Origin of the sequence: Streptomyces sp. NPDC002088, from assembly GCF_040296605.1 — a bacterium.
Classification (GTDB): domain Bacteria; phylum Actinomycetota; class Actinomycetes; order Streptomycetales; family Streptomycetaceae; genus Streptomyces.
Genome location: NZ_JBEOXO010000024.1, coordinates 75634 through 101511, shown reverse-complemented (window position 1 = coordinate 101511; position 25878 = coordinate 75634). Strand labels below are relative to the sequence as shown.

General features: G+C 69.3%; 17 protein-coding genes and 5 pseudogenes. 10 read left to right on the top strand and 12 right to left on the bottom strand.

Features of this window, described 5'->3' with window-relative positions; translation table 11 throughout:
- Positions 1–150: 150 nt before the first annotated feature.
- Positions 151–588: pseudogene (locus ABT114_RS37835) on the top strand (glycoside hydrolase family 11 protein); the annotation flags it as partial.
- A gap of 220 nt (positions 589–808) precedes the next feature.
- Here the strand turns inward: ABT114_RS37835 and ABT114_RS37830 are convergent.
- Positions 809–2332, bottom strand: coding sequence for an FAD-dependent monooxygenase (locus ABT114_RS37830; protein ID WP_351148022.1), 1524 nt, complete (start codon positions 2330–2332; stop codon positions 809–811).
- Positions 2333–2389: 57 nt separating this feature from the next.
- A complete protein-coding gene (locus ABT114_RS37825; protein WP_351148019.1) occupies positions 2390–3082 on the bottom strand; it encodes a TetR/AcrR family transcriptional regulator in 693 nt (230 codons plus the stop codon).
- Between the two features lie 209 nt (positions 3083–3291).
- On the opposite strand from ABT114_RS37825, the pseudogene ABT114_RS37820 reads away from it, so the two are divergent.
- Positions 3292–4004, top strand: a pseudogene (locus ABT114_RS37820) (site-specific integrase); the annotation flags it as partial.
- A 14-nt stretch (positions 4005–4018) separates the two neighbouring features.
- Here the strand turns inward: ABT114_RS37820 and ABT114_RS37815 are convergent.
- On the bottom strand, positions 4019–4666 hold the full coding sequence (locus tag ABT114_RS37815; protein ID WP_351148016.1) for an NADPH-dependent F420 reductase: 648 nt from the start codon (positions 4664–4666) through the stop codon (positions 4019–4021).
- A 274-nt stretch (positions 4667–4940) separates the two neighbouring features.
- The gene (locus tag ABT114_RS37810) at positions 4941–5684 is read right to left on the bottom strand and encodes an SDR family oxidoreductase (protein ID WP_351148014.1); all 744 of its coding nucleotides are present in this window, start codon (positions 5682–5684) and stop codon (positions 4941–4943) included.
- A 96-nt stretch (positions 5685–5780) separates the two neighbouring features.
- Here ABT114_RS37810 and ABT114_RS37805 point away from each other — a divergent pair, with 96 nt between their 5' ends.
- Complete coding sequence (locus ABT114_RS37805) at positions 5781–6389, top strand: TetR/AcrR family transcriptional regulator (protein WP_351148012.1); 609 nt, start codon at positions 5781–5783, stop codon at positions 6387–6389.
- A gap of 46 nt (positions 6390–6435) precedes the next feature.
- Here ABT114_RS37805 and ABT114_RS37800 read toward each other — a convergent pair whose 3' ends face one another.
- On the bottom strand, positions 6436–7335 hold the full coding sequence (locus ABT114_RS37800) for a helix-turn-helix transcriptional regulator (RefSeq protein ID WP_351148010.1): 900 nt from the start codon (positions 7333–7335) through the stop codon (positions 6436–6438).
- A 296-nt stretch (positions 7336–7631) separates the two neighbouring features.
- On the opposite strand from ABT114_RS37800, the gene ABT114_RS37795 reads away from it, so the two are divergent.
- A complete protein-coding gene (locus ABT114_RS37795) occupies positions 7632–7985 on the top strand; it encodes a nuclear transport factor 2 family protein (RefSeq protein ID WP_351148008.1) in 354 nt (117 codons plus the stop codon).
- Between the two features lie 149 nt (positions 7986–8134).
- Here ABT114_RS37795 and ABT114_RS37790 read toward each other — a convergent pair.
- The 3 genes and pseudogenes from ABT114_RS37790 to ABT114_RS37780 form a co-directional block, all read right to left on the bottom strand.
- Positions 8135–8356 (bottom strand): annotated as a pseudogene (locus ABT114_RS37790) (PaaI family thioesterase); the annotation flags it as partial.
- 334 nt (positions 8357–8690) lie between these two features.
- Positions 8691–9683, bottom strand: a complete 993-nt coding sequence (locus tag ABT114_RS37785; protein ID WP_351148006.1) for a helix-turn-helix domain-containing protein — start codon at positions 9681–9683, stop codon at positions 8691–8693.
- 997 nt (positions 9684–10680) lie between these two features.
- Positions 10681–13464, bottom strand: coding sequence for an ATP-binding protein (locus tag ABT114_RS37780; RefSeq protein ID WP_351148004.1), 2784 nt, complete (start codon positions 13462–13464; stop codon positions 10681–10683).
- A gap of 346 nt (positions 13465–13810) precedes the next feature.
- Between ABT114_RS37780 and ABT114_RS37775 the strand changes: the two genes are divergently transcribed.
- Both ABT114_RS37775 and ABT114_RS37770 read left to right on the top strand, forming a co-directional pair.
- Positions 13811–16663, top strand: a complete 2853-nt coding sequence (locus tag ABT114_RS37775) for a helix-turn-helix transcriptional regulator (RefSeq protein ID WP_351148002.1) — start codon at positions 13811–13813, stop codon at positions 16661–16663.
- 165 nt (positions 16664–16828) lie between these two features.
- A complete protein-coding gene (locus ABT114_RS37770) occupies positions 16829–17767 on the top strand; it encodes an alpha/beta hydrolase (protein ID WP_351147999.1) in 939 nt (312 codons plus the stop codon).
- Positions 17768–18317: 550 nt separating this feature from the next.
- Here ABT114_RS37770 and ABT114_RS37765 read toward each other — a convergent pair.
- From ABT114_RS37765 to ABT114_RS37750, 4 genes and pseudogenes are all read right to left on the bottom strand, one after another.
- A pseudogene (locus ABT114_RS37765) lies at positions 18318–18925 on the bottom strand (FMN reductase).
- Complete coding sequence (locus ABT114_RS37760) at positions 18922–20019, bottom strand: LLM class flavin-dependent oxidoreductase (RefSeq protein WP_351147996.1); 1098 nt, start codon at positions 20017–20019, stop codon at positions 18922–18924. The pseudogene ABT114_RS37765 and the gene ABT114_RS37760 overlap by 4 nt, the downstream one beginning before the upstream one ends.
- 127 nt (positions 20020–20146) lie before the next feature.
- The gene (locus ABT114_RS37755) at positions 20147–20725 is read right to left on the bottom strand and encodes a Dps family protein (RefSeq protein ID WP_351147993.1); all 579 of its coding nucleotides are present in this window, start codon (positions 20723–20725) and stop codon (positions 20147–20149) included.
- 239 nt (positions 20726–20964) lie between these two features.
- Positions 20965–21216 (bottom strand): annotated as a pseudogene (locus ABT114_RS37750) (alpha/beta fold hydrolase); the annotation flags it as partial.
- A 358-nt stretch (positions 21217–21574) separates the two neighbouring features.
- On the opposite strand from ABT114_RS37750, the gene ABT114_RS37745 reads away from it, so the two are divergent.
- From ABT114_RS37745 to ABT114_RS37730, 4 genes are all read left to right on the top strand, one after another.
- A complete protein-coding gene (locus ABT114_RS37745) occupies positions 21575–23452 on the top strand; it encodes an amidohydrolase (RefSeq protein ID WP_351148208.1) in 1878 nt (625 codons plus the stop codon).
- Positions 23453–23584: 132 nt separating this feature from the next.
- Entirely contained in the window at positions 23585–24247 is a 663-nt protein-coding gene (locus tag ABT114_RS37740) for a hydrolase (RefSeq protein ID WP_351147991.1), read from the top strand.
- A gap of 48 nt (positions 24248–24295) precedes the next feature.
- Entirely contained in the window at positions 24296–24820 is a 525-nt protein-coding gene (locus tag ABT114_RS37735) for a DoxX family protein (protein WP_351147988.1), read from the top strand.
- Positions 24801–25538, top strand: coding sequence for a YoaK family protein (locus tag ABT114_RS37730; RefSeq protein WP_351147985.1), 738 nt, complete (start codon positions 24801–24803; stop codon positions 25536–25538). Before ABT114_RS37735 ends, ABT114_RS37730 begins: the two co-directional genes overlap by 20 nt.
- Positions 25539–25878 lie beyond the last annotated feature (340 nt).

Here is a 25878-nt window from a genome sequence, read left to right as displayed (position 1 = left end):
GCCACGCACCGGGGCCTTCCCTCCCGGCCTCTCCACAACTGCCCGAGGGAACGCCGCACTTCGCGCACCACCATTCCGTGAAGGAGGAGGCACGGACGTGAATCACATGACCACTGCCGCGACCAGGACCGACAACGCCGGCGCGTCACCCTGTTCGTCCGGAGCGCCTGCGTCCTGGCACTGGCCGCTCTGGTCTCCCTGTTCCTGCCCGCCAGCGCCAGCGCCGACACGGTCATCACCACCAACCAGACCGGCACGGACAACGGCTACTACTACTCGTTCTGGACTGACGCACCGGGCACGGTCTCCATGACCCTGAGTTCCGGCGGCAGCTACAGCTCCTCATGGAGCAACACCGGCAACTGGGTCGGCGGCAAGGGGTGGATCACCGATGGCCGCAAGAGCGTCACCTACTCCGGCAGCTTCAACCCCTCCGGCAACGCGTATCTGGCGCTCTACGGGTGGAGCACGAACCCCCTCGACGAGTACTACATCGTCGACAACTGGGGCACTTACCGGCCCACGGGCACCTACAAGGGAACGGTGACCAGCGACGGCGGTACCTACGACATCTACCAGACGACCCGAGCCGTCGGCTCTGCCAGCTTGCGTCGAGATTGCGGAGTGTCTCGGCCAAGCGCGTGGGCTACTGGGTGTTGGTGACCGTCCGATGGCGATCGAAGCTGCGCGTGCCAGAACCTCTGTGGGCTCTGGGACGGGTTGTGTGTCACTGCCCGCGTCGGGTGACTCACGAGCACCCTTCGACTGGTCCTGCCGCTCCGGGCGGCTGGGGGGCTGCAAACACGCCCTAGTTCTGCGGGCTGCCGAACCAGCGGGCGGCTGCCTGCTCGAACGTGTCGAGGTCCAGGGCCTCTCCACTCGCCCAGGCCACGACGCCGTCGGGGCGTACGAGCACGGCACTGAACCCAAGGTCGTTGCGCGCCGGGCCGGCCGCGTACCGGATGCGGTCCTCCCAGTTCGTGGCCGCACGCTGCAGCGCGTGATCGGCGCGGAAGTTGAGCAGGACGCCCTGGCCCTGGCACAACAGTTCGCCGAGGCGGGCGCCGTCCTCGAAGCGGAAGTCGGGGGCGGTGCTACCGACGAGTGGGTGCGCGCTGCCCAGGTCGTAGCGGTTGAACAGCCCTGTCGTCCTGCGATAGGCGAAGGTCGCTCCGTCAGGGGTGCTCAGCAGCTCGTGGACCAGCTGCCGCAGCGCGGGGGCGTTGGGGCCCGGCTTCATGGTCGCCACCTGGGCGCGCGACCAGTCGAGCACCGCGGCGCCAACGGCGTGGCGCTCGCTGGTGTAGGTGTCGAGCAGGCCCTCGGGCGCGATGCCCTGCACGGTCGCCGCGAGCTTCCAGCCGAGGTTGACGGCATCACCGATGCCGAGGTTGAGCCCTTGGCCGCCGAGGGGGGAGTGAATGTGCGCGGCATCCCCGGCGAGCAGCACGCGTCCCTTGCGGTAGGTCGTCACCTGCATCGCACGGTCCGTGAAGCTCGATGCCAGATGCACATCGTTCAGCGTCACGTCGGTCCCCGTGATGCGGCGCAGAACCTCCTGGAGGTGCTCACGGGTCAGCGGCTTGGAGCGGTCGAACGAGCCGCCGTCGAAGTCCATCATGCCCAGGTGCCCCTCGAAGGGCGTGCGCAGGTACATGCCGTTCGGCGTCAGGTTGAAGCCGAGCGAGAGCTGCCCGGGGTCGGCGAAGGTGACCTTGGCGACATAGCCGGTGAACAACGGCTCCGTGCCGGCGAAGTCGAAGTCCGCGAGGTCGCGCACCGAGCTGCGCCCACCGTCGCACCCCACCAGGTAGCGCGCCTGGTACTCCTGTCCGCCGGCTGTGACGGTGACGGACTCGCCGTCGTGCGTGACGGCCGTGACGGGTGCGCCACGGAGGATGTCCACGCCGAGAGCGGTGGCGCGCTGGGTCATGACCGAGCTGACCGCTTCGAGGCTGGTCATTAAGCCCTCCATCGCCGGGCTGGGCAGCCGGTACGGGAGAGCGGACACGTCGATGTCGGCCGCGTCCAAACCCATGCCCGCGAAGTGGCTCACGTCGCGGGGGCCTGGCGCCTCGACTGCGTCGGGAGCAGCGCCGACCTTCGCCGTATCGGCGCCAGAAGCGTCGATCACCGCTTGGAGCAGGCCGCGGCGGTACAGCACCTCGGCAGACCCGGCGCTCAGGCCGCGCATTCCCAGCGGGAGCGCCTTCCACTGCGAGGTGACCTCCTCGTCCCGCTCCAGGATCAGGACGGAACAGCCGCCCAGGGCGAGCTCAGTGGCCAGGAACAGACCGACCGGACCGCCGCCTGCAATCACTGCGTCACGCATGAGAGATTCCCTTCTGAAAAAACGCACGCTGGGGAGAACCCGGCCTGACCGGACGGGTCAAGCGAGCCGGGTGAGGCCGTCGAGGACAACGCCGATACCGGTGAGGAACTGCTCACGGTCGTCGTGCTCGTTGATCTGGCCGACGATGGCGTGCATGAACGGGTAGTCCTCGGGATCCAACCCCTGCCAGGCCGCCGCCGTCGCATCGAGGAACTCGGCGCGGTCGGGTTCGACGGCCGGGGTGTCACCGTCGATCCGGGCGTTCTGACTGACGGCCCCGAGGATGTAGTGCACGAGCGTCGAGGCGGCGTCGAACCAGGAAGCCTGCGGCACCCCCAGCGCGCCCACCTGTCGGCCGATCCTCTCGAAGATCCCCACCGTCACCGGACCGAACGGCTTCCGGACGAGCTGCAGGGTCAGCCGAGTCGCGAGCCACTGGTGCTCGGCGATCGCGTCGAACAGGGCCAGCGCGACGGTGCGGATCTCGTCCTCGGGTGTGGCCATGGCCTGTACGGGCTCTGCTGCTAGGGCTGCCGTGACGACCGTTTCCGTGACCGTGTCCAGCAGCTCCTCTCGGTTGCCCACCCTGTAGTAGACCGCCCCGGACCCGGTCGACAGCCGCTCGGTCAGCGCACGAGTGGTCAGCGCGCCCTCGCCGCCCGCATCGAGCAGTTCCATCGCAGTCTCGATGATCTGCTCCCGGGAGAGCACCTGGTTACGCCGCTGAGGCCGGGGGGTTCTCGTTGCCATGCCTCCACTATGAAACATTTGGAGCGCCGTGCCAAATTAGTGCAGCGCTCCAAATCGAGCTGAGGCTCCAGCCGTCCTGCGTGCATAGGGACGGAGGGGTTGAGGAACATCCATGTCAGATCGTGCGCTGAGGATCGGTCGGCCGTGGTGGGCGCCTGACGGAGCATCGGCGGCCGGACCCGCGGCTATCCGTGGCAAGGGGGGAAGCGGTGCTCAACGTCGTGCAACTGCCGGCCGGGAAGGCGTTGACCGTCCGCGCGGCGGCGGACTCCTTCCTCGACTCGCTTCGCAACCCGAACACGGTCCGCAGCTCTGCGACCGGAGTCGGCAAGACCGCCAAGCGGATCGGAGAGGATCGCCCGCTCGGGTCGGTCACGGACGACGAGATCGGCGAGGCCCTGGAGCTGATGTGGGGCGCCGCGGCGCTCAACGCGAGGAACGCCCGCCGGGCTGCGGTTCTGTCGTGGCTGGGCTGGGTGCAAGGAATACGGTTACGACGGCCCGGCGGTCCCGGCCTGGACGAAGCGGCTGGCGGGCCGGACTCCGAGACCCCGGCCCGCTCGAAGATGGCCGTGGACCGGCTCATCGCCCGACAGAAGACGCTGTGGCGGATGCTCTACGAGACCGCCGCCCGCGCGGAGGAGATCCTCGGCGTGAACATCGAGGACCTGGACCTCGCCGCCCGCCGCTGCCCGTGAAGGCGAAGGGCGCCCCGAGCATGGCCCGCCGCCGCGGGCAGGTCCGCGCAGACTTCGTGCTGGACACCATCTACTGGGACCCGGGCACCGCCCGGCTCCTGCCCCGCCTGTTGCGCGGCCGTACCCGCGGCCCGGTGTTCGTCACCCATCGCCGGCCCGGCCCGGGGGAGGTCGTCAGCCCGTGCGACGTGTGCCCGGACACTGGCCTGGCCCGCCTCTCTTACAGGTGAGGCTCGGCTCAGACGGTTCGTCGTGCTTTGGCGAGGTTGGCGATGAGTTCGTCGCGGGTCTGGTGCTCGTGTGCGAGCCACGCGGGTTGGCCGGGACCGCTGCGCCATGACTCGCTGAGGGGGCTGTTGTCGACGGTGTCGAACCCGAACTGGTCGTACAGGCGGGTCACGAGCTCCACGGCTTCGGGATAGTCGCTGGAGGCCGACAGCGCAAGCCGGCTGGGGGTGCCTGCCGTTCTGCCCGCTGTGGTAATGCGGGGGGCTTGGATATGGGTGAAAGCCTTGACGACCTTGGATTGCGGCAGCTGCTCCTGGCGGAGCTCGTGCACGGTCTTCTCTCCCGAGTCGATGGCCGGGATATGGCCGTCGCGCCAGATCATGTAGTTGTTCGTGTCCAGCACGGTCTTGCCCGTCAGTTGGTGTACGGGCATGTCGTTGATCACCTTGAGGGGAACCGCCACGACAGCGAACTCCCCGGCGGCGGCGGCGCCGGCGGCGGTCGCGGCGCGCGCTGACGGACCGAGCTCGTCGATGAGGTCCTTCAAGGTCTCGGGGCCCCGTGAATTGGCGATGACGACGTCGTAGCCGTTCACGATCGCCGCACGGGCGATCTGGCTGCCGACTTCGCCCGCGCCGATGATGCCGATCACTGTCATGGTCTCTCGTCCCTGTGTGCGGTGGGGAGGCTGTGCCGTGGGGGCGGCGTGGCGTTGCTCGACGTCCGTGGACGGCCGGGTGGGGCTCCGCCTTCCGGCTGCACGCTGGAGGGCGTTGGCCAGGATGCTGAGACGCTCTGACCGACGGCCGTGCCGGACTCTTCCGGCCGCCGCTCTGACGACCGGAATCAGGGTGCCCGTGCGGCCGGGCCGGGGCCTTGTGACGTGCATGCCGGAACAGGCTCGGCCCGGCCGGGCGCCGCCGTCGTCGAGATCAGATCTGGTTCATGCCGCCGTCGACGTACAAGCTCGAACCGGTGATGAAGCTGCTCTGCTCGGAAGCGAGGAAGGCCACGGCCGCGGCGATCTCCTCCGGGCGCCCGAGCCGGCCCAGCGGAACTTGCGCCGCCAGGTGCTGCCGTAGGCCGGCCTGCTCGGGACCGGGAACGAGTCCCGACAGGCCGGGAGTGTCGGTCGGGCCGGGCGTGACGGCGTTGACCCGGACGCCTCGGCCCTTGAGTTCATTGGCCCAGGTCCGGGCGAAGGACCGGGTGGCGGCCTTGGAGGCCGCGTACACGCCGAACGCCTCTGCGCCGACGTCCACGTTGGTCGAACCGTTCAGGATCACCGAGGCGCCGTCGTTGAGCAGAGGAAGCGCCTTCTGGACGGTGAACAGCGTGCCTCGGACGTTGATCCCGAAGAGGGTGTCGAAGTGTTCCTCGGTGATCTGCTCCAGCGGTACGAACGCGGCGGCGGAGGCGTTCGCGAACAGGACGTCCAGTCCCTGTCCACGGTCCCGGACCGCCTCGTAGAGCCGGTCCAGATCGGCCAGGTCTGCGATGTCGCCGACCACGGCGGTCGCCGAGCCGATCGTTTCGACGGCCGCGTCGAGTTCCGTCTTGCGCCGGCCGGTGATGAACACATGCGCTCCCTCGGCCGCCAGCCTCACAGCGCTGGCCAGGCCGATACCAGTGCTGCCCCCGGTGACGAGAGCGGTCTTTCCTTCCAGCAGTCCCACAGCAGTACCCTCCCCAAGCATTTCCGCATCGATCGATGCGGAAATCGAACGTACCACTTCCGCATCGATCGATACGGAAATGGTAGTCTGTGGAGCGTGGGCACCAAACAGAACCGCTCCGTCGGCCGGCCACGGGGGTTCGACGCCGACGAGGCTCTTGAGCACGCCATGCTGGTCTTCTGGGAACACGGCTACGAGGGCGCCAGCCTGGCCACCCTCACGGAAGCGATGGGTATCTCCACCACCAGCATGTACGCGGCCTTCGGCAACAAAGAGAACTTGTTCCGCAAGGCATTGGAGCGCTACACCGAAGGCCCCAGCGCGTACCTGGACCGCGCCCTGGAGGAACCGACCGCCCTGGCCACCGCCACCGCGATTTTGACCGGCACCATCCGGACCACCACAGGCCCGGCCCGCCCCCACGGTTGTATGGGCGTGCAGAGCGCCCTGGCCACCAGCGACTCCGGACAGGCAGTCCGGGACCTCCTCGCCGCCTGGCGGAACAACGGATGCTCCCGCCTACGGCAGCGGTTCCAGCAAGCCATCGACGAAGGCGACCTGCCTCCGCAGGCAGATCCAGCGCTCCTGGCTCGCTACGTCACCACCCTGGCCTTCGGCATCGCTGTGCAAGCCGCGAGCGGCGTTAGCGGCGCAGAACTCCAGACGATGGCAAACGCCGCGCTACACAACTGGCCACTCTCCTGAAAACCGCCCGGCACCGGAAACCGCACACATCCACAGCCAACGCCTGTCAAGGCTGCCGGGTCGACGGCTTGCTTGTGGATTCCGCGTCCTGCCCCCGTCCGGTTGTGGCGGACCAACTGGCGAGCAGCATGAGGGCGTCCTCGGCTGCGGTTTTGGGGGGCGCGCTGTAGACGACCACGCTCAGGCCGCTTTCGTCCGGCAGGCTCATGGTCTCTTGGTCGAGTTCCAGGGCGCCGACGAGCGGATGGTTGAGGCGTTTGGTGCTCTCGCGGAAGACATGCACGTCGTGAGATCCCCACAGGACGCGGAAGGCGTCGCTGCGGGTGGAGAGTTCACCGATAAGGTTCGTCAGTGCCCGGTCGTGGGGGTTTTTGCCCGCCTCGATGCGTAGCGCGCCCACGGCGAAGCGTGCCATGCGCTCCCAGTCGGTGTAGAAGCGCCTGGCTGCGGGGTTGAGGAACGCGAACCGGGCGACGTTCGCTCCGCAGGCCGCATCGGCGTACATCTCCGAGTACAGGGCCCGGCCCAGCGGGTTGGCGGCCAGCGTGTCGAGGCGGTTGTTCATCACGTACGCCGGCAGCTCCGGCATGCCTTCGACAATCCGCGCCACGCTCGGCCGCACCGTCGGCCGAAGCGCCCGCTGCCGGGTCCGCGCACCGGGTGCGGGTCCCGCGGCGCGGGCCAGGTCGTACAGGTACATGCGCTCGGTGTCGTCGAGCCGCAGGGCGTGGGCGAGGGCGTCCAGCACGCTGTCGGAGACGCCTTTGAGGTTTCCGCGCTCCAGGCGCGTGTAGTACTCGACGCTCACCCCGGCGAGCGTCGCGACCTCTCCCCGGCGCAGTCCGGGCACCCGCCGCTGGCCGTACGCCGGCAGACCCGCCTGCTCGGGCGTGATCCTTGCGCGTCGGGAGCGGAGGAATGCGCTGACTGCTTCCCGGTTGTCCATGAGCACAGGGTAGGCAGACCGCGCGACGGGTGGGGGGCCCTGCCAGTACCCCTCGCAACAGAGACTCCTCCGCGACGGCCGTCTCCCGTTGCATGGTGCTTGCCCCGATACCGCGGGGCCCGACCGGTGCGAGGACGCACGCGCCCCGGCCGGCCTTTCCAGGACCGAGTTCCGCATGCGGGCTTGAGCACCGGAACAAGACTGAAGGGCACACACGATGAGCAACGAGAACACGACAGTGGCGGAGAGCCCTGCGGATGTCGTGCGAGGGCTGTATGACGCGCTGAGCAAAGGACGTGCCGGGTGTCCTGGCCAAGCTCGACGCCGACGTGATCGTCGACGAGCCGAACCAGCTTCCCTACGGCGGCGTGCACCGGGGCCGCGAGGTGTTCGTGCAGTCGATCCTGGGCACGATGATGAGCCACGCCAACGTCGCGATCACCGATGCCGAGGTGTTCGAGGGCTCGGCCGGCGTGGTCGGAACCCTCACCGGAACGCTGACGGCCCACACCACAGGCGAGGAGTTTCCCCTGACCATGGTCGAAATCCACCAGGTCGAGGATGGCACGGTGCGCAAGATCGACGTCTACACCAAGAACCCCCACGAACTCGCCGCGTTCTACTCCCGCGCCGAGGCCGGCACCCGCTGACGACGACCCGCTTCTCCTCGTCGACGGCGAAGGGGTGCCCGCTGCCAGATCTGCGGCGGCGCGTACAAGATGCCCTGGCGCCGGGTCGTTCCCGCAGCGCGGGACGGAACGGCGGCGTCTCCCTGAGCGGCCCAGGAACGGCTGGGGGCTCATGCGGCGGGCCTGTTCATGCGGATCAGGGTCTGCTGACCGTTGGCTACGAGCTTGCGGGCACCGTCGGCCTGGACACCGTTGACCTCCAGCTGGCAGACGGTCAGGGTGCGTCCGGGTTTGAGGACGGTGCCGATCGTTTCGAGGTGGTCGCCGGCGGCGGGCGCGAGGAGGTTGATCTTGTACTCGACGGTGAGGACTTCGGAGTCCTCTCCGAACAGGCGCCTTCACCCACGTCTCGATGTACCAGGCGGAAGTCTCCGTTCGGGACATACTCGGACCGTCCGGTCCCGATGTCGACTACCGGGCGCTGCCCCGCGTCGCCTTCACTGATCCGGAGATCGGAGCGTCGGGAATGACGGAGCGTCAGGCGCGAGAGCAAACAGGGCCGCCTTCATCGACTGCATCGACCAGGTGGCCCGTTCACGCCGGCGCACGGGCGCCCTCACTCGGGGCCTCTACCAGGACGGCAGCGATCCGAGCCGATTTGTCGAGAACCAGCTGCTCGGAGCATCTCGGCCAGCATCACAGCCGGTTCACGACCCCCGACCCTCGTCACGAGGAGAGGGCCCGCCGACTGCTCGTCGAGGGCACCGCGCCGGAGGTGCCCCATGCCTTCGACGCCGCGGTGGGACCCGTGGTGCCCGAGACGGGCGACGCGATGACGACCCCGGGGCGTAGATGCCCTCCGAGGGAACGGTCATGAACGGGCACGTCCGAGTCAGCCCACGCCGAAGCCCGCCACTCGCTGGGCGACATGCCGTAGGCGGCCCGGAAGACCCGGCTGAAGTGTGATGCGCTGGCGAAACCCCAACGGTGCGCTACGGCGGCCACGGCGAGCCTCCGACGCGGTGACCGGCCGAGTTCGTACCGGCATGCCTCGAGCCGGCGCAGGCGTATCAACTGACTCACTGTCGTGCCCTCGCTCTGGAAGAGCTTGTGCAGATAGCGGACGGAAACGTGGTGGGCTCGCGCGATCGACTCCGGCGACAGGTCCGGATCAGTCAGATGCAGTTCGATGAAGGTCCGGATACGTGACAGCGTCTGCGCACCGACGCCTGAGGCGTCGGCCTGCTCCCTTTCGACGAACCCTGTCACGAGTGCGGCGAGGAGATCCACGGCGTTACGGGCGAGCCGGTCACCGATGTGCGACTGGTGGAAAGCCGTCTCGGAGGCGAGCGAGGACAGGAAGTTCGACACCAGTGCCCCCACACCAGTTCCGCAGCGCAGGGGCACCCCCATGACCCGGCGCAGATCGGACTCGGCGATCTCCAAGCGGCGTCGCGGCACACGGAAGACCGTCATCCGGAACTGGTCGCCGAAGCGTGGGGAGTCACGCAGACCCGCATCGCACAAGACCATGTCGCCCGGTTCCAGGAAGACCTCGCTTCCGTCTTGGGGGACCGATACAGAACCGTGGACATGCAGGGCGACGTACAGGACTTCCTCATAGCCGGCGTCCGAGAGCCAGGGCAGAACGGGGGCGCATTCCTCGTTGGAACACAGGACGGAGGTCCGCAGAGAGCCGAGAGCGTCCGCGCCGGTCACCTTTCGACGATGCCCGTGCGGTCCGGTACTCCGGCGGCTGGTTTCCGTGCTGGGCGCGGGCCTTCGCGGCGCCGTCCTTTGCGCTGCGCCTGACATCAGCGCAGAACTCGTGGACAGCACCTCACCGCGTTGCTTCGCTCTGGAGTCGAGGCCGGGGCCGCCGTTCTGCGTGAAGGAACCAAAGATCGCTGACATGCTGCAAGCGTGCCGTTGCGCAGGGGACGGACGCATCAGTCGGCCGACTGGTCTGCGCTCTCCACCCGGCGGCCCTGGCCGCCTCTCGGTTCAGCCACCTGCGCAGGAATGCACCGCCCTGCCGTAAGGCCGCCCGCGTCGGCGGGCTGTCGCGCAATGCCGCCAGGGACACGAAGTCGTGGACCGTGCCCAGGAAACGAGCCGCGGTCACTTCCACGCCGGATGGCGGGGCCGAGGAATCGGCGACGAGCCGTTGCACCAGCGGATCGAGAACCACGGAGGACGGATACTCCCCTCCCCTGTCCTCCACAGAGTCCCACTCCATCAGGTACACCTTCCACTCGGCACTCTGGGCTCTGGTTCATCGCCCAGCGTCGAAGGAGACTGGGCGGTCAAGTCGGCCAACCGGTCCGCCGACGCGGGAGCGTGGGCGCCCCTGCTCGCGCGCAGCTCGCCGCGAGCGGAGGCGGCAAGGCATCGGGCGCCCAGCCGGATAGCCGAGCGAACCGGGCTCACGCTGGCCACCCTGAAGTGCTGGCGGCTGGCGTATCCCCCCTCGCTGGCTGAGCGCCGGCGACGAACTTGTCAGCTCGATAACGGGAATCGGCGAATTGCGGCAGCGCTTCATTCCCGTGGAATCCTCTCAGGCCAGTGACGCCTGAGAGCTCGTAACACGATCACGAGCGGGTGCGGTGCCGCACCCCACTGAAGTGCACACGGAACTCGCTCGTGAGGATAGCCGTCGGCGCGTCGGCCGGACGGCCCCTGTGGGCGTGAGTTCTGGCCGGCCCGCACGCGGGGATCAGTCCGAGCGCTGAAGGTGGCCGAGCACGTCGCGCAGTTGGGTACGGCCGGTGATACCGAGCTTGGGGAAGATTTTGTGCAGGTGGAAGCCGATGGTGCGGGGGGACAGATAGAGCCGGGCGCCGATGTCCCGGTTGGTGAGGCCCTCCGCGGCAAGGTGGGCGATCTGCAGCTCTTGCGGTGTCAGGTCGGCCACGGCACCTGGGGCCGCTGAGGAAGCCACGGCCACGCCCGCTGCTCGGAGTTCAGCGGCGGTGCGCTCGATCCAGGGGCGCGCGTCGAGCCGTTCGAAGAACTCGAGCGCGGTGCCGAGCAGAGGGCGTGCCTCGGCGCTGCGCCGGTGACGCCGCAGCCACTCGCCGAAGTCCAGGTGTACCAGAGCGTGTTCAAAGGGCCATTGGGCGCCGGCCGGATCGGCGAGTGCCGCGCGGAAGCGGAGTTCCGCGTCGTCGGAGTCGGTCAGCAGGGCCCAGGCGCGGTGCACGATCGCGTCCAGGCGTACGGAGCGGAACTTGCCCAGGGTGCCTTCAGCTGCGTGGAGCACGGTGCGGGCGTCGTCGGCCTGCCCGGCGCGGACGGCGGCGGCGGCGAGATCCGCAAGGCAGTAGAGGGACGCGTGGTAGTGCACGGGTGCAGGATGGAAGTCCCGGGTGAAGGTATGGCGGAGCTGCTCGTACGCCGTCCGGTGGTCGCCCTCCGCGAGGGCCGCCATGCTGAGCGCGCGCCGGTGGGAAACGTACAGGCTGGGGGACTTGCGGAGGTCGATGGTGCGTACCGCATTGCCCGCCTGCGTACGCGCGCCCACGTGGTCTCCGCGAGCGGCGCGCAGCGTGGCCTGGAGGAGGGGCGACCCCACGGTCATGTACTCCGCGCCCGCTTCCGTCGCCATCCAGAACGCGTCCTCGGCAGTGGACTGGGCCGCCGTCCAGGCGCCGCTCTCGAACAGTGCGTTGGCGAGTGAGAACGCGACAGTGGCATTGGAGCCGGCCGTCGCGGCCCGTCGCAGATGGTCCATGGCCTGGCCGAGCAGGCGTACGGCCTGGTCGGTCTCGTCCAGTACCCAGGCCGAACCGCCGAGCATCACGAGGTCGGACAACGAGCCGTTCGGCAGGTTCTCCACCCCGTGATCGAAGAGCTTGATCGTCCGGTCGCGGTCCGTGAAGGGGGCGCCCGACGCTCGTGCCCAGACGCGGTCGACCTTGTGCGGTTCCTCCACGATGAGGTCGTTCAGCCGCTGGAGTTCGGTCCGGTAGAAGGGGTCGCCGGACCGGTACGCCGGAGTCGCTGCCGTTCCCAGCGCGTCCAGAGCGAGGACAGGTTCCTGGGTGGCCATGGCTTCGGCCACGGGCAGCAGGTAGGCCAGGGAGTCTTCGTACCGGAAGGTGACGGCCAGGGACCATCCCGAGAGAAGGGATGCATCGGCGAGGAGTTGCGCGTCGTCTGTCAGTGCGTCGAGTCCGGCCGCTATCTCGTTCACCCACTGCGGATGCCCTGCGAACATGGCCAACTTGGCCGCGGCCAGCAGGCGGCGGGCGCGTTGTTCCAGCTCTGGGGTGAGTTCCGCGGCGCGTTCCAGCGCGGCGGCGGCGGCCGCGTATCCGCCCCGGTGCCGCGAGCGTTCCGCGCTCTCCGCCAGGGCGTCGGCGACCTGGGCATCCGGGCCGATTGCCGCTGCGGCGAGATGCCAGGCGCGGCGATCGGGTTCGTGCGAGAGGGCGGCAGCGAGCACCAGGTGGGCCTCGCAGCGCTCGGAGAAGGTGGCGGCCTGGTAGATCGCGGAACGTACGAGCGGATGGCGCAGGCGCACCTGGCCGCCTTCGATGCGTACCAGTCCCGTCTGCTCGGCGGGCAGCCATACCTGTGGCTCGCCCACGCCCAGGCCCGGGACCGAGTGGAGCACGTTCGAGAGCTGAGCGGTGTCGGCGGCCGCCGCCAGGAGCAGGGCCCGCCGCGTCGCCTCCGGCAGGGTGGGGAGTTCGGCGGCGAATATGTGCTCCAGCCGGGCGGTGAGAGGAAGAGAATCGATCGCCCCCCTGTCACGACGGCTCGGATCCCTGGCGAAGGCGCGCGTGAGCTCGATGAGGGCCAGCGGGTTCCCGGCTGCCTGCTGGAGGATCTGGGACCGGACCCTGCCTCGGGGCGGGTGCGGCTGTGCGTCCAGCAGGAGCACCGCGGCGGCTCGATCCAGGGGGCCGGCCGTCAGGTGGGGGAAGTCGCGGTCGAAACGTTCCGGTACCGCTTCGTCGCGTGCGGCGAGCAGCAGGGCGGCGGGTTCGCCCTCAAGACGCCGGGCGACGAACGCGAGCACGTCCAGCGAGCCGATGTCCAGCCACTGGGCGTCGTCGACGACGATCAGCAACGGGCGTTCCGCCGCCGCGTCCGAAAGCAGGTTCAGCACGCCGAGCCGGGTCAGCATCGGGTCGAGCGCCTTTGAGGTTTCGGTCTCGTCCATGCCGAACACGTGGCTCAGGGCCTCGCGCTGCCGCGACGGCAGCCGCTCGACACCGCCGGGGAGGGGACGCAGCAGCTGATGCACCCCCGCGAAGCCGAGATCCTTCTCGCCCTCGCAGCCCCGTACCCGGAGCACCAGCCGACCGCGGGCCTCGGCATGCGAAGCCGCCCAGTCCACCAGGGTGCTCTTGCCCGCCCCCGGTTCGCCGATCAGCACCAGTACCTTCGGGCCACTTCCGGCCGCAGCGTCGACCAGCTGAGTGATCCGCGACAGCTCACGATCCCTGCCCAGGATCTCCAGCCCGGGTGCCGTCTTGGCGCCGAGGTCCATGCCGTCTTCTCCGTCCCTGCCAATCACCCACCCAAGTGGCGTGGAGCGACGCACACACTCGTCGCTCTGACGGGAATCTTGCCAGGTCCGTCGCGTGGAGCGTCCGGCGGAGGGTTCCACGGGCGGGTGCGCATGACTGGTCATGTGACAGAAGCGCGCCTGCCCGCGTCCCTGACAGCCTCCGAACACCCGGGCAGGACGCGGAAGCGCTCCCGCAGGGGACATCCGGGGGCCGTTCGCGCGGACGCTCATCCGCGCGCCGCCGCCCCGCGTGCGGCGGCTCGTGTCCGCCCTGTGGCGGCCTCGGCCGGGTGTGGCTGAGCGCGGTGGAAAGGGGAGATTCGAAGTGAGGGGTGCAGTGGCCGCCGATGGGGGAGCCGACGCCAACCCGGACAACACAGGATCGAGGGGTACGTCACCAATCGGCCGCGAGGCGGAGCTGGACCGGGTTCTGCACTCCCTCGACGCGCACGGTGGCGCGCCACACGCCCTGCTCGTGCTGGGTGAAGCGGGCACCGGCAAGACCCAGTTGCTCCGGTTCGCCGAGGAGAAGGCTGGGGAACGCCGGACCCGGGTCCTGTCGGCGCACGGCTGGGGTTCGGAGGCGCTGCACGCGTACGCGTCTCTGCACCAGCTCTTCCTCCCGGTGCTCGGCGAACTCGACGCCCTGCCGGAACATCAGCGACTGGCGCTCCGTAGCGCCTTCGGACTCGCACCGGAGTCCGGACCGCCGGACGGAAAGGCGCTGCGTACCGCAGTCCTGACGTTGCTGGGTCATCTCGCGCGGACCAGCCCGGTCCTGCTGGCCGTGGACGACATCCAGGACTGCGACCGCGACTCCATGGACGTCCTCTTCTTCGTGACGCGACGCTTGACCGGCCGGGCCGTGACCGTGATGTTCACGGCGCGCGGAGAGGCTCGCCCGCCCTGGGCTCCCGCGGATCTTGCCGTCCTGTGTCTCGGGCCGCTGTCCCGGGGCGCGGCGGCTCGGCTTCTGGACGCGCAGCCCGGCGCGCCCACCGGACGGGCCAGGCTGGAACTGTTCCGGCGAGCGGAGGGCAATCCGCTGGCGATCATCGAGCTCAGCCGGGCCGCTGCGGGCAGCCGGACCGGGCCTTCACCGACGGGTACGGAACCGCTGGGGGCCGCGCGAATCCAGCAGATGTTCGCGGCACGGCTGAGGGAGCTGCCGGAAAGCACACAGCGCGCACTGTTGTACGCCGCCGCTTCGCGGCAGGAGGAGCTCGCGACCGTCATGGCCGCCCTGGGCACCCATGATCTCAGGGTGTGGGCCCCGGCGGAGGAAGCCGACCTCATCACCATCACCGACAACCGTCTCGCGTTCCGCAACCCGTTGATACGCACGGCGGCATTCCAGTGGCAGGCCGCGAAGCTCCGGCAGCGGGCCCACCGGGATCTGGCGGCAACGAACGGTCACCACCTACTGCACCGCGCGCGGCATCTGGCGGCAGCGGCCATCGGGCCGGACGAGTCCGTGGCCGCGGCTCTGGAGGAAGGCGCAAGCCACGCCGAGCAGTCGGGGGAGTGCTTCGCCGTGGCCGAGGCACTGGAGATGGCAGCGCGGCTGAGTCCGCTCGACCACGACCGGGCCCGCCGTCTCGCCAAGGCACTGACCGCCGCGAGCGATGCCGGGGACCCGGAATGGGTGTGCGACCTGTACGTACGGTTCACCCGGGTGAACCGCGATCCGGAACTGATGTGTGTCGCAGCCTGTGCCATGAGTGGGGCACTGTCACTGCTGTCGTTCCACCAGGAGGCATTCGATCTCCTGCTCGGGGTGGCGCGGCACACGCCACCGGCCGACGCCACAACCGCTTTCATGGTGGCGGTGGTCGCCACGGGGATCGCTTGTCGGTCCGGCCTCCCCGAACACCGGCTGCAGCTGCCTCTCCTGCTCGACCAGGCGGCTCGGGCCGCACGGACGGAGAAGGACCGGTCCGGGCAGGCGGGCCGTGCCTTCCCCGAGCTCGCCCAGCCCGACGTCCTCGCGTCCCTGGAGGCGCTCGTATCGACCGGAATCGATCCGGCGGCCCACGCCGGCGGCGCGCTGCGAGGGCTGACGATTCCGCGCCCCGGCACTCCCGATGGTCCGGGCCGGCTGACCCGGCTGCTCGCGACCGCCTCAGTTGCCTACTACGCCGACGAACCTGACCTGTGCGCGGAGCAATTCCGACAGGCGGACGCGCTGTTTCGCTCGCAAGGAATCCTGGGCCCGCGCGCCTGGACCCTTCCAACCCAGGTGGACACACTCCTGAGTGTCGGACGGTGGACGGAAGCCGAGACGCTGATCGAGGAGGGCCTCGCCCACGCCGTGGTCCACCGGTGGACTCGCACCGAGATGGACCTCGAAGCCCTGCGGGCGACCCTGAGCGCCCTGCGCGGCGAGAGCGAACCGGGCACGCGGTTCACCGGTTTGAACCGGCGCTCTGCCAGCCTGGACGAGAACCGGGCCACACATGCCCGGATACTGCGGGCACGCGGTCTGACGGCGATGGCCCTGGGGGACGGCGACAGCGCCTTCCGGCACCTAAGGGCCCTCTTCGCGGACGACTGCTCCCCCCTCGATTCCTTCCTCTCCCCCCGCTGCACGGCCGAACTCGCCGCCGCCGCCCAGCGCACCGGCCGGCAGCGGGAGGCCGCGCGCGTTCTCAAGGATGTCCGGCAACGCCAGGGGGAGCGGCCGACGACCCGGATGACCCTGCTCATGCACCACGCGGCGGCCCTCGTCGACGAGGATGCCGACCCCGAACACCACTTCCGGTTGGCCCTGGTCAACCCGGAGGCGGACAAGTGGCCCCTGGAACGAGCGCAGGCCCGTCTGCACTACGCGATCTGGTTGCGCAGGCGCAGAAGGCCCCTGGAGGCGCGCACCCAGCTGACCGCGGTCCTGGAGGTCGCGTCCCGGCTCGGCGCCCGGCATCTCGCCACGTGCGCCCGCGGCGAGCTGCGCGCGAGCGGGGTCGCAGACACTCCCGCGTCGACGGACCAGGTGGCCGCTTTGACCGCCCAGCAACAGCAAATCGTACGGCTGGCCGCGTACGGCCTGTCGAATCGGGAGATCGGCGAACGGCTGTTCCTCTCGCCGCGTACCGTGGGTTCGCACCTCTACAATGTCTATCCGAAGCTCGGCATCAGCAGCCGCCACCAACTGCGCGACATGTTTGTGCAGCACAGCTGACGTAGACGAAACAGCGGACGCGGCGCCGGCGGCCCGGCGCACGGTGCACGGCGTTCGTCCTCCTCGACCGTTGAGCGACGAACCGGATCCCGGTGGGCTCAGCGAAAGGTGTATTGCATGCCGTCGGACCCCAGGGATGGGGTGGGAGGAGCGTCCCCGTCCGCCATGATTCTCGATCCGCTGGTGCAGCGGCTGGTCGATGCGTCCTCGGTCCCACCCTTTCTGCACGAGCTGCAACCGGTCGACGCCCGACAGGTGCTGAGGGAATCCCAGATCCACCACATCGGCGACTTCGAGGTGGACGCCACCTTCCAGGTCGTACCCGTGGGACCGTCCGCACTGGTGGGCTTCTGGATCTTCAAACCGACCCGCGCGAGCCAGCCGATCCCCGCCATGCTCTACATCCACGGGGGCCGGTGGATGCTGGGAGACGCGCAGACCCACGCCCGGCTCATCAGCGAACTCGTGACCGGCGCCGGTATCGCCGCCGTCGTCCCCGAGTACAGCCGCACCCCCGAAGCCCGCTATCCCGTGGCGATCGAGGAGTGCTACGCCCTGATGACCTGGGCGGTCCGCAACGCCGGCGAACTCGGCCTGGACGCGAGCCGGCTGGCGGTCGCCGGGGACTGCGTCGGCGCGACCATGGCCACGGCGCTCACCATGATGGCGAAGTCGCGCGGCGGCCCGGCACTGCGCGCCCAGCTGCTGTACTACCCGATCACCGACGCACAGGGAGACAGCCCCTCCCAGCATCAGTTCGCCACGGGGTATCTGCTCACCCGAGACGCCCTTCGCTGGTACTGGCAGCAGTACACCGACGATCCCCGGGAGCGGGCCGAGCCGACCGCGTCCCCCCTGCATGCCGGCCCGGAGGAACTCGCGGGACTCCCGCCCGCGCTGGTGATCACGGCAGAGGCGGACGTGACGCGGGACGAGGGGGAGCAGTACGCGCGACAGCTGCGCCGTGCCGGAGTGGAGGTGACCGCGGCCCGTTTCCTGGGTACCATCCACGACTTCGCCTCACTCACCGCGCTGCGGGACAGCCCGCCCACGCGGGCGGCCGTGCGGCAGGGCGGTGCCTTCCTGCGCAGACTGCTGAGCTGAGGCGGCGGTCGGGCACGCGGGGAACGGGGAGCACGGACCAGTCGGCCGACGGCGGTACGAGCCTGGGTGCAGTGGTGGGACAAGAATCGCAGCGTCTCGGTTCTGGGCGATCTACTGGGAGTTGGGGTCTCCGCATTCCTGGCGTTGTCGTCATTCGCACGAATGCGAAGCAGCGACGGCTCCCAGCGCAGTGCCGAAGCAGAGCTGGGCCAGGGTGTGGGCCTTGAGTACTCGGCGCCGTCAGAGGAGCGCTGCTTGCCGCTTGTCTCGCCCCACACCTGGGCGGCAGTGGCGCCGACCGTGCTCTGCCGGGCGGAGAAGTCGTCTATGCCTACGACGGAGGTGAAGCGGGAGACGTTGCCGCTGAGGTAGGTGTTCGTGGTGGGCGCAGCGGGGGGTGTGAGGACCGTGGTCCGGGACTCGTAGCGGACGGCGCAAGTGCCCGTGGCGAGCGGTCCCCTCAGCGCGTAGTACCCAGGCCCGGATGTCTGCGCCGGCAGACGGAGGGGTGATCTCCCAGGTGGTACCAAGAAGTCGATGCTGGGCCGGCTCAGTCGAAGCGCAGATCGGAGAGCTGCTTGTCGGTGATGTTGCCTTCGGGTATGGGGTCGGTTGCCCTGGCGACCAGGAGCGAGGCCATCTCCGCGCCTGCCCGCCGTATGCGTGCGGGCAGGCCCTGTGTGTACGTCTCGCTGCCGGATCCCCAGTCCTCGGACGCGGCGTAGACCGCAGTGGGGACGGCGACTGCGCGCAGGTAGGTGAAGAGCGGGCGCAGGGCGTGTTCCAGGACCAGTGAGTGGCGGGCCGTGCCCCCTGTTGCTGCGATCAGGACCGGCTTGCCGGTGAGGGCGTCCGGATCGATCAGGTCGAAGAAGGACTTGAACAGACCGTGTACGACGCGGAGAACACCGGCGTCACGGCGATCAGGCCGTCGGCGCCCGTGACCGTGTCGATCGTGGCGGCCAGCTGCGGCGACGGAAAACCGGTCACGAGGTTGTTGGCGATGGCGACGGCCAGGGTACGCAGCTCGACGACGTCGACTTCCACCTTGTGGTCCTGATCCGCGAGCCTTTCGCGGACCGCGTCAGTGAGCCGGTCGGCGAGCAGCCGTGTGGAGGACGGGACGCTCAGCCCCGCCGATACTGCGATGAGCTTCATGCGGCGGACACCTCTTCGGATTCCGTGGCGGCGGCGAGCAGTGAGTGGTGGGTCGGCGCGTCCGGCACTCCGGCCGGCCGCTCCTTGGCGAACTCCTCGCGCAGCACTGGCACGACCTCCTCGCCGAGGATGTCGAGCTGTTCGAGGACGGTCTTGAGCGGCAGCCCGGCGTGGTCCATCAGGAACAGCTGGCGCTGGTAGTCGCCGGCGTACTCGCGGAAGGTCAGCGTCCGCTCGATGATCTGCTGCGGGGACCCGACGGTCAGCGGGGTCTGCTCGGTGAACTCCTCCAGCGAGGGGCCATGGCCGTAGACGGGCGCGTTGTCGAAGTACGGCCGGAACTCGCGCAGCGCGTCCTGCGAGTTCTTCCGCATGAACACCTGGCCGCCGAGGCCGACGATGGCCTGCTCAGGGGTGCCGTGACCGTAGTGTGCGTACCGCTCCCGGTACAGCTCGACCATCCGCTTGGTGTGGTCGGGCGGCCAGAAGATGTTGTTGTGGAAGAAGCCGTCGCCGTAGTACGCGGCCTGCTCGGCGATCTCCGGGGAGCGTATGGAGCCGTGCCAGACGAACGGTGGCACGCCGTCCAGTGGGCGAGGCGTGGACGTGAATCCCTGGAGCGGTGTGCGGAACTTGCCGTCCCAGTCGACGACGTCCTCGCGCCAGAGCCTCCGCAGTAGGCCGTAGTTCTCGATGGCGAGGTTGATGCCCTCCCGGATGTCCTGCCCGAACCACGGGTAGACGGGCCCGGTGTTGCCGCGCCCCATGATGAGGTCCACGCGCCCGTCGGCCAGGTGCTGGAGCATCGCGTAGTCCTCGGCGATCTTCACCGGGTCGTTGGTGGTGATGAGGGTGGTGGCGGTGGAGAGGATCAGCCTCTCGGTCCGCGCGGCTATGTAGCCGAGCATGGTGGTCGGCGACGAGGGCACGAACGGCGGGTTGTGGTGCTCGCCGGTCGCGAAGACGTCCAGGCCGACCTCCTCGGCCTTGAGCGCGATGGCGATGATGGCCTTGATGCGCTCGTGCTCGGTCGGTGCACGGCCCGTGGTCGGGTCCGGTGTGACGTCGCCGACGCTGAAGATCCCGAATTGCAAGGTTCCTCCATTCATAGGTGATCGAGTGGTCCTCGAACGGCAGAAGTGGACGGCGGGCCGTTGTACGGGCGTCGCTCGTGCCCTTCGCATGGGCCCACGCCTGTTCAGTCGCGGGCCGAGGGGTCCGTCAGGCGAGGACCAGCGGGGTGTCGACCAGATGCTCGGCGAGGAACCACGCCTGCAGTTCCCCGGTCCTGATCACCTGTGAGACCAGCAGGTCGTTGGTGCCGTCGTCACCGAGCTCACCGGTCCGGGTGGCGGCGTCGTGGGCGTCGATGAGGATGGTCTCGTGGGCCTCCAGCAGCCGTGACAGCATCGCCGGCACTTCCTCCACGCCGTCCGGTGGCCGTGGAATCGACGTGATCTCGGCGACGTGCCGGGGGTCGCCCACCGCGACGCCGCCCAGGGACTGGACGCGCTCGGCGATGGTGTCGATGAGTTCGAGCTGTTCACCCGCGTGCTTGTCCAGGACCAGGTGCAGTTGGTAGAAGGTGGCGCCGCGCATCAGCCAGTGATGCTTTTTGTAGAGGCCGTAGAGGATCTGCGTGTCCGCCAGGACCTTGTTCAGGCGCTGGCACGAGTACATGCGCGCCTCGTAGGACAGGCCGATCGGGAACTGTTTGACGGTGCCGAACTCCTGGATCACCTTGCCCTTCTGGTGCAGCCACGGCTGGCTGCCGCTCACGGGCTCGGAACTGGTGGTCATGGTCCGCCTCCTGCGGTGCCGTGCGGTGTGTACCCGAGTGACGCTAGGTGCCCGCACGGAGGGCGCATTGCCCGGCAGCGCACGTGGTGGTGCCCGCCAACGCACTGTGCGCGGCGCCCCGTACCCGTCGTTCGCTCTCGGACAACCATCCGTGCGCCGACGGGCACGGGCTTTCGACCGGTTCGTCCAGCCTCGGCCGGAACCCGTCCGCGCGGCCGCCCGCGCCGCCTGCCGCCTCGTCAGCCCGTGGCACGCACCGCGTCACGGATCAGATCGGCGACCTGCTCGGGCTGGGACACGGCGACGGCGTGTGATGCGCCCTCGATCTCGACGATCGTCGCCCCGGCCCGCTTCGCGGCGAAACGCTGGACCTCGGGATTGATTGCCTGGTCCGCGGCGGCGACGAGTGCCCAGGAGGGCTTGGTCTTCCACGCGGCGGCCGAGGCCGTCTCCGTGAATGCCGAAGCGGCCAGCGGACGCTGCGCCACCGCCGGTCACCACGCTAAAACCGCGCAGGGGGCGGAAAATGACCACCAGCGCACCGCCGCTGACCCCACAATGCATGGAAATGGAGCTGCAGTGCACGGTCGGAACGAATCCAGTGCGCTGCCGGGACACACATACGCTTCGGCTCGAAATAGCCTGGCGGCCCAGCAGTTGCGGACTGCGAGGGTCCGGGCCTGTGCATCGCACGGAAATCCCACTCAGGACTCAGTTCGGTTGAGCGTGGGCGCACTGATTGCGAGTTCCCCGGTCACCCTCACCCGCAACTGTCGCCCCAGTCGGAAGTCGATGCAGATGGAAATCGACGCTGTTCATGCCACAGGAGGTTATCGAAAGGTGTCCACGATGCCAGTCGGTGGGCTGGTTCCCAGCGCCACCGACAACGCTGCGGACCTCGTCGTCCGCAACGCGAAGATTCACACGGGAGACCCGGGCCGCCCGCAGGCCGCGGCGGTCGCCATACGCGACGGAGTCATCACGGTCGTCGGTGACGACCAGGATGTGGCTCCGCATGTCGGCCCGGCCACGAAAGTGGTCGACGCCCTCGGCCGCCGAATGATCCCCGGCCTCAACGACGCCCATCTGCACGTGATCCGGGGCGGGCTCAACTACGTGCTGGAGCTGCGGTGGGACGGAGTCCCCACGCTGCGCCAGGGCCTGGCGATGCTGCGTGAGCAGGTGGCCCGGACCCCGAAGGGCCAGTGGGTGCGGGTGGTGGGGGGATGGTCTGCCGAGCAGTTCGCCGAACGGCGGCTGCCGACCGTCGCCGAACTGAACGCCGCCGCGCCGGACACCCCGGTGTTCGTCCTGCACCTGTACCAGTCGGCGGTACTCAACCGGGCGGCTCTCAAGGCCGCCGGATACACCAAAGACAGCCCCGATCCCAAGGGCGGTCAGATCGTACGGGGCCGGGACGGTGAGCCCACGGGCATGCTGCTGGCCGCCCCGAGCGCCCTGATCCTCTATTCGACCCTGGCCAAGGCCCCGGTGCTGGAGGGTGAGGACAAGAAGACCTCCACCCGTCATTTCCTGCGGGAGTTGAACAGGTTCGGGCTCACCTCGGCGATCGACGCGGCCGGGGGATTCCAGAACTTCCCCGACAACTACAGCACGGTCGTCGAACTGGCCAAGGCCGGCCAACTGTCGCTGCGCATCGCCTATCATCTCTTCCCGCAGACCGCCGGCCAGGAAATCGACGACCTCGCCCGCTGGATCGAAATGGCTCGCCCCGAGGACGGCGACGAATGGCTGCGCCTCAACGGCGCGGGCGAGAACCTCACCTGGGCGGCGGCCGATTTCGAGAACTTCGCCCAACCGCGCCCAGAACACGGCGATTATGAGGCAGAATTCGAGAAGGCCGTACGGCTCCTCATGGAGAACGGCTGGGGATTCCGACTGCACGCCACCTATGACGAGACCATTCGCCGGGACCTCGCGGTCTTCGAGAAGCTCGCCGCGGAAGGACTTTTCCCAGCCGGAAACCGGTGGCTGTTCGACCATGCGGAGACCGTCTCCGCCGACAGCCTCGACCGCATCGCGGCCCTTGGCGGCGCCATGTCCGTGCAGAACCGGCTGTCCTTCCAGGGCGAGGCGTTCGTACGCCGCTACGGCCCCGGTGCGGCCGCGGACGCCCCTCCGATCCGGGCCATGCTGGAGCGCGGCATGACCGTCGGAGCCGGCACCGACGCCACCCGCGTCTCCACCTACAACCCGTGGATCGCCCTGCACTGGCTGGTCTCCGGTCGGACCGTCGGCGACCTGGTCTTGCGCCCGCCGCACAACCGCGTCGACCGGCAGACGGCGCTGGCGATGTTCACCGAAGCGGGTGCCACGTTGACCGGCGAGGAGGACGTCAAGGGCGTCCTGCGCCCGGGCTGCCTCGGCGACCTCGCGGTCCTGTCGGAGGACTACTTCACGGTGCCCGAGCCGGAGATCGCGCACATCGAGTCCCTGCTGACGGTCGTCGGTGGCCGGATCGTCTACGCCACCGCCGAGTACGAGGGCCTCGACGAGGAGCTGCCGCCGATCAGCCCTGGCTGGAGCCCGGTCGCGCACTTCGGCGGCTACCAGGCCACGCCTCGCACGGGCCTGTCGGGCGCGCGCCAGGCCGAGTTGCTCGGCCAGGCCGTCGCCGAGTCGGAGCAGCACCGCCAGTGGCGCAACCGACGCGGACTGGCCCCACAAACCGAGAGCACGGTCTTCGACCCCTGCTTCTCGTTCTGATCTCCCGGGAGGGGCCCGGTCACGAGCCGCCCCTCCCGGGACACCACCCCCCAACTCGCACTGTTCCACGGACAGTTGCTCTCAACAGCGGACGCCCGTCCGCCATCACATAACTCATCGAAAGGCTCTCTCATGGTCAACATCTCCGACGTCACCGCGGCCCCCAGCCCCGACCTGCTGACCCCCGACAACTGCGCCGTGCTCTTCGTGGACCACCAGCCGCAGATGTTCTTCGGCACCGGCAGTGGCGACCGCACCGCCATCATCAACTCGACCCTGGGCCTGGCGAAGGCCGCCAAGGTCTTCGACGTGCCGGTCGTGCTGAGCACCGTGGCGGCCGAGTCCTTCTCCGGCCCGATCATGCCGCAGCTGGCCGACGTCTTCCCCGAGCAGAAGATCATCGACCGCACCACGATGAACGCCTGGGAGGACATCAACTTCGTCGAGGCCGTCAAGGCGACCGGCCGCAAGAAGCTCGTCATCGCCGGTCTGTGGACCGAGGTCTGCGTCGTGCTGCCCACCCTGTCCGCCATCTCCCAGGGCTACGAGGTCTACGTGGTCACCGACGCGTCCGGTGGCGTCAGCCCGCAGGCGCACGAGCACGCCGTCCAGCGCATGGTCCAGGGCGGCGCGATTCCGGTGACCTGGGTGCAGGTGCTGCTTGAGCTCCAGCGCGACTGGGCGCGTACCGAGACGTACGTTCCCGTCACGGAGGTGGTGAAGGAGCACGGCGGCGCCTACGGTCTCGGGCTCGTCTACGCCCAGGCGGTCATCGGCGCCCACGCGGCCGGCTGACCTCGGCAAACGGTCATCAACGGAACGTCAGGAACAGGCAGGAACGCAATGGACACCGGACTATTGGTCCTCCGGCTGGTGGCGGGTCTCCTCATCGCCGGGCACGGAGTGCAGAAGGTCAGTTTCCGGCTGGGCGGCAACGGTTTGGGGGGCGGTACCGAGGAGTTCAGGCACGATGGATTCCGCGGCGGCCGGCTCACCGCGCTCGCCGCGGGCGCCGGCCAGATCGGCGCCGGCCTGTTCCTGGCGTCCGGACTGCTCACTCCCATGGCGGCGATGGCCGCCATGGGAGTGATGACGGTCGCCGGCACCGTCAAGTGGCACAACGGGCTCTGGGTACAGAACGACGGCTACGAGTACCCGATGGTCCTCGTCATCGTCTCCGCGGTGCTGGCCCTGACCGGTCCAGGCCGCTGGTCAGCCGACCACGCTCTGGGGCTGACCCCCTGGCCGCTGTGGATCTGCCTCGCGGCCATCGTCATCGGCCCGGCCAGCGGACTGCTCACCCGAGTGGTACTGCACCGCCCGCCCACTCCCGGCAAGAGGACTGCGCATGTACAAGCTGCTGACTGACGCGGCCCGCACGTTGGCCCCGCCGAGGGGGGACCGGCACGGCCCGCTGCCGCCACTGTTGCTGACGCTGACCGTGGTGACGGGGCTGGTCGACGCCGTGAGCTATCTGTCGCTCGGGCATGTCTTCGTGGCCAACATGACCGGCAACGTGGTCTTCCTGGGGTTCGCTCTGGCAGGCGCCGAGGGTCTGTCCGCGTCAGCGTCCGTCGTATCGATGGCCGCGTTCCTCGCCGGCGCGCTGGCGGGAGGCCGGTTCGGCACCCGGTTCGCGGCACACCGCGGGCGGCTGCTGACCATCGCCACGGCGCTGCAGGCGGTGCTCGTGGCCGCGGCCGTCATCACGGCCGCGGCCACGCACGGCAAGGTGACCACCACGGTTCAGTACACCCTGATCGTGCTCCTCGGCCTCGCCATGGGGCTGCAGAATGCGGTCGCCCGGCGGCTCGGCGTCCCGGACCTCACCACGACCGTGCTGACCCTGACCCTGACGGGACTGGCCGCGGACTCCACCCCGGCCGGCGGGTCGGCACCCCGGCCCGGCCGACGGATCCTGTCCGTGCTGGCCATGTTCCTTGGAGCTTTCGCCGGTGGCGCGCTCCTGCTGCACGCCGAACTCGCCCTCACCCTGGGCCTGGCGCTGGTGTTGCTCGCGGTGACCTCCGTGACCACCCATCGCCTCTCGGCCTCCGACGCCGCCTGGATCAGGCCGCAGTCGTGAACGCGGCGTCGGCCCCTCATCCGAATCGCGGGTGAGGGGCCGACGCCTTCCACCGTCCGCGAGGCCGCGCACCCCAGGCCGACGGTGTCCCGCCACTCGCTGGGAGACATGCTGCAGGCGGCTTGCAACACCCGGCTGAGGTTCATGGCGCACAGGAGATCCCAACGGCTCGCGAACAGTCGGCCACGACCCAGCCGCAGCAGCAGCCGGGCCCGGCGCATCGCCGACGGTTCCTCGTCGTCGCTGCTGTCGGGATCCTTCGGCGCCGGCCAGCCCGCTGCGCGCAGCTGCCCGAGGGCGGCGTCCGGTTCGTCGACGTCGGCGTCCTTGCCGACCTGGC

What these genes read in the sequence shown, in the direction of transcription:
- ABT114_RS37830 (WP_351148022.1), bottom strand. Translation starts at nt 2,332, where the DNA reads ATGCGTGACGCAGTGATTGCAGGCGGCGGTCCGGTCGGTCTGTTCCTG.
- ABT114_RS37825 (WP_351148019.1), bottom strand. Translation starts at nt 3,082, where the DNA reads ATGGCAACGAGAACCCCCCGGCCTCAGCGGCGTAACCAGGTGCTCTCC.
- ABT114_RS37815 (WP_351148016.1), bottom strand. Translation starts at nt 4,666, where the DNA reads ATGACAGTGATCGGCATCATCGGCGCGGGCGAAGTCGGCAGCCAGATC.
- ABT114_RS37800 (WP_351148010.1), bottom strand. Translation starts at nt 7,335, where the DNA reads ATGGACAACCGGGAAGCAGTCAGCGCATTCCTCCGCTCCCGACGCGCA.
- ABT114_RS37780 (WP_351148004.1), bottom strand. Translation starts at nt 13,464, where the DNA reads ATGGACCTCGGCGCCAAGACGGCACCCGGGCTGGAGATCCTGGGCAGG.
- ABT114_RS37770 (WP_351147999.1), top strand. Translation starts at nt 16,829, where the DNA reads ATGATTCTCGATCCGCTGGTGCAGCGGCTGGTCGATGCGTCCTCGGTC.
- ABT114_RS37755 (WP_351147993.1), bottom strand. Translation starts at nt 20,725, where the DNA reads ATGACCACCAGTTCCGAGCCCGTGAGCGGCAGCCAGCCGTGGCTGCAC.
- ABT114_RS37745 (WP_351148208.1), top strand. Translation starts at nt 21,575, where the DNA reads ATGCCAGTCGGTGGGCTGGTTCCCAGCGCCACCGACAACGCTGCGGAC.
- ABT114_RS37740 (WP_351147991.1), top strand. Translation starts at nt 23,585, where the DNA reads ATGGTCAACATCTCCGACGTCACCGCGGCCCCCAGCCCCGACCTGCTG.
- ABT114_RS37735 (WP_351147988.1), top strand. Translation starts at nt 24,296, where the DNA reads ATGGACACCGGACTATTGGTCCTCCGGCTGGTGGCGGGTCTCCTCATC.
- ABT114_RS37730 (WP_351147985.1), top strand. Translation starts at nt 24,801, where the DNA reads ATGTACAAGCTGCTGACTGACGCGGCCCGCACGTTGGCCCCGCCGAGG.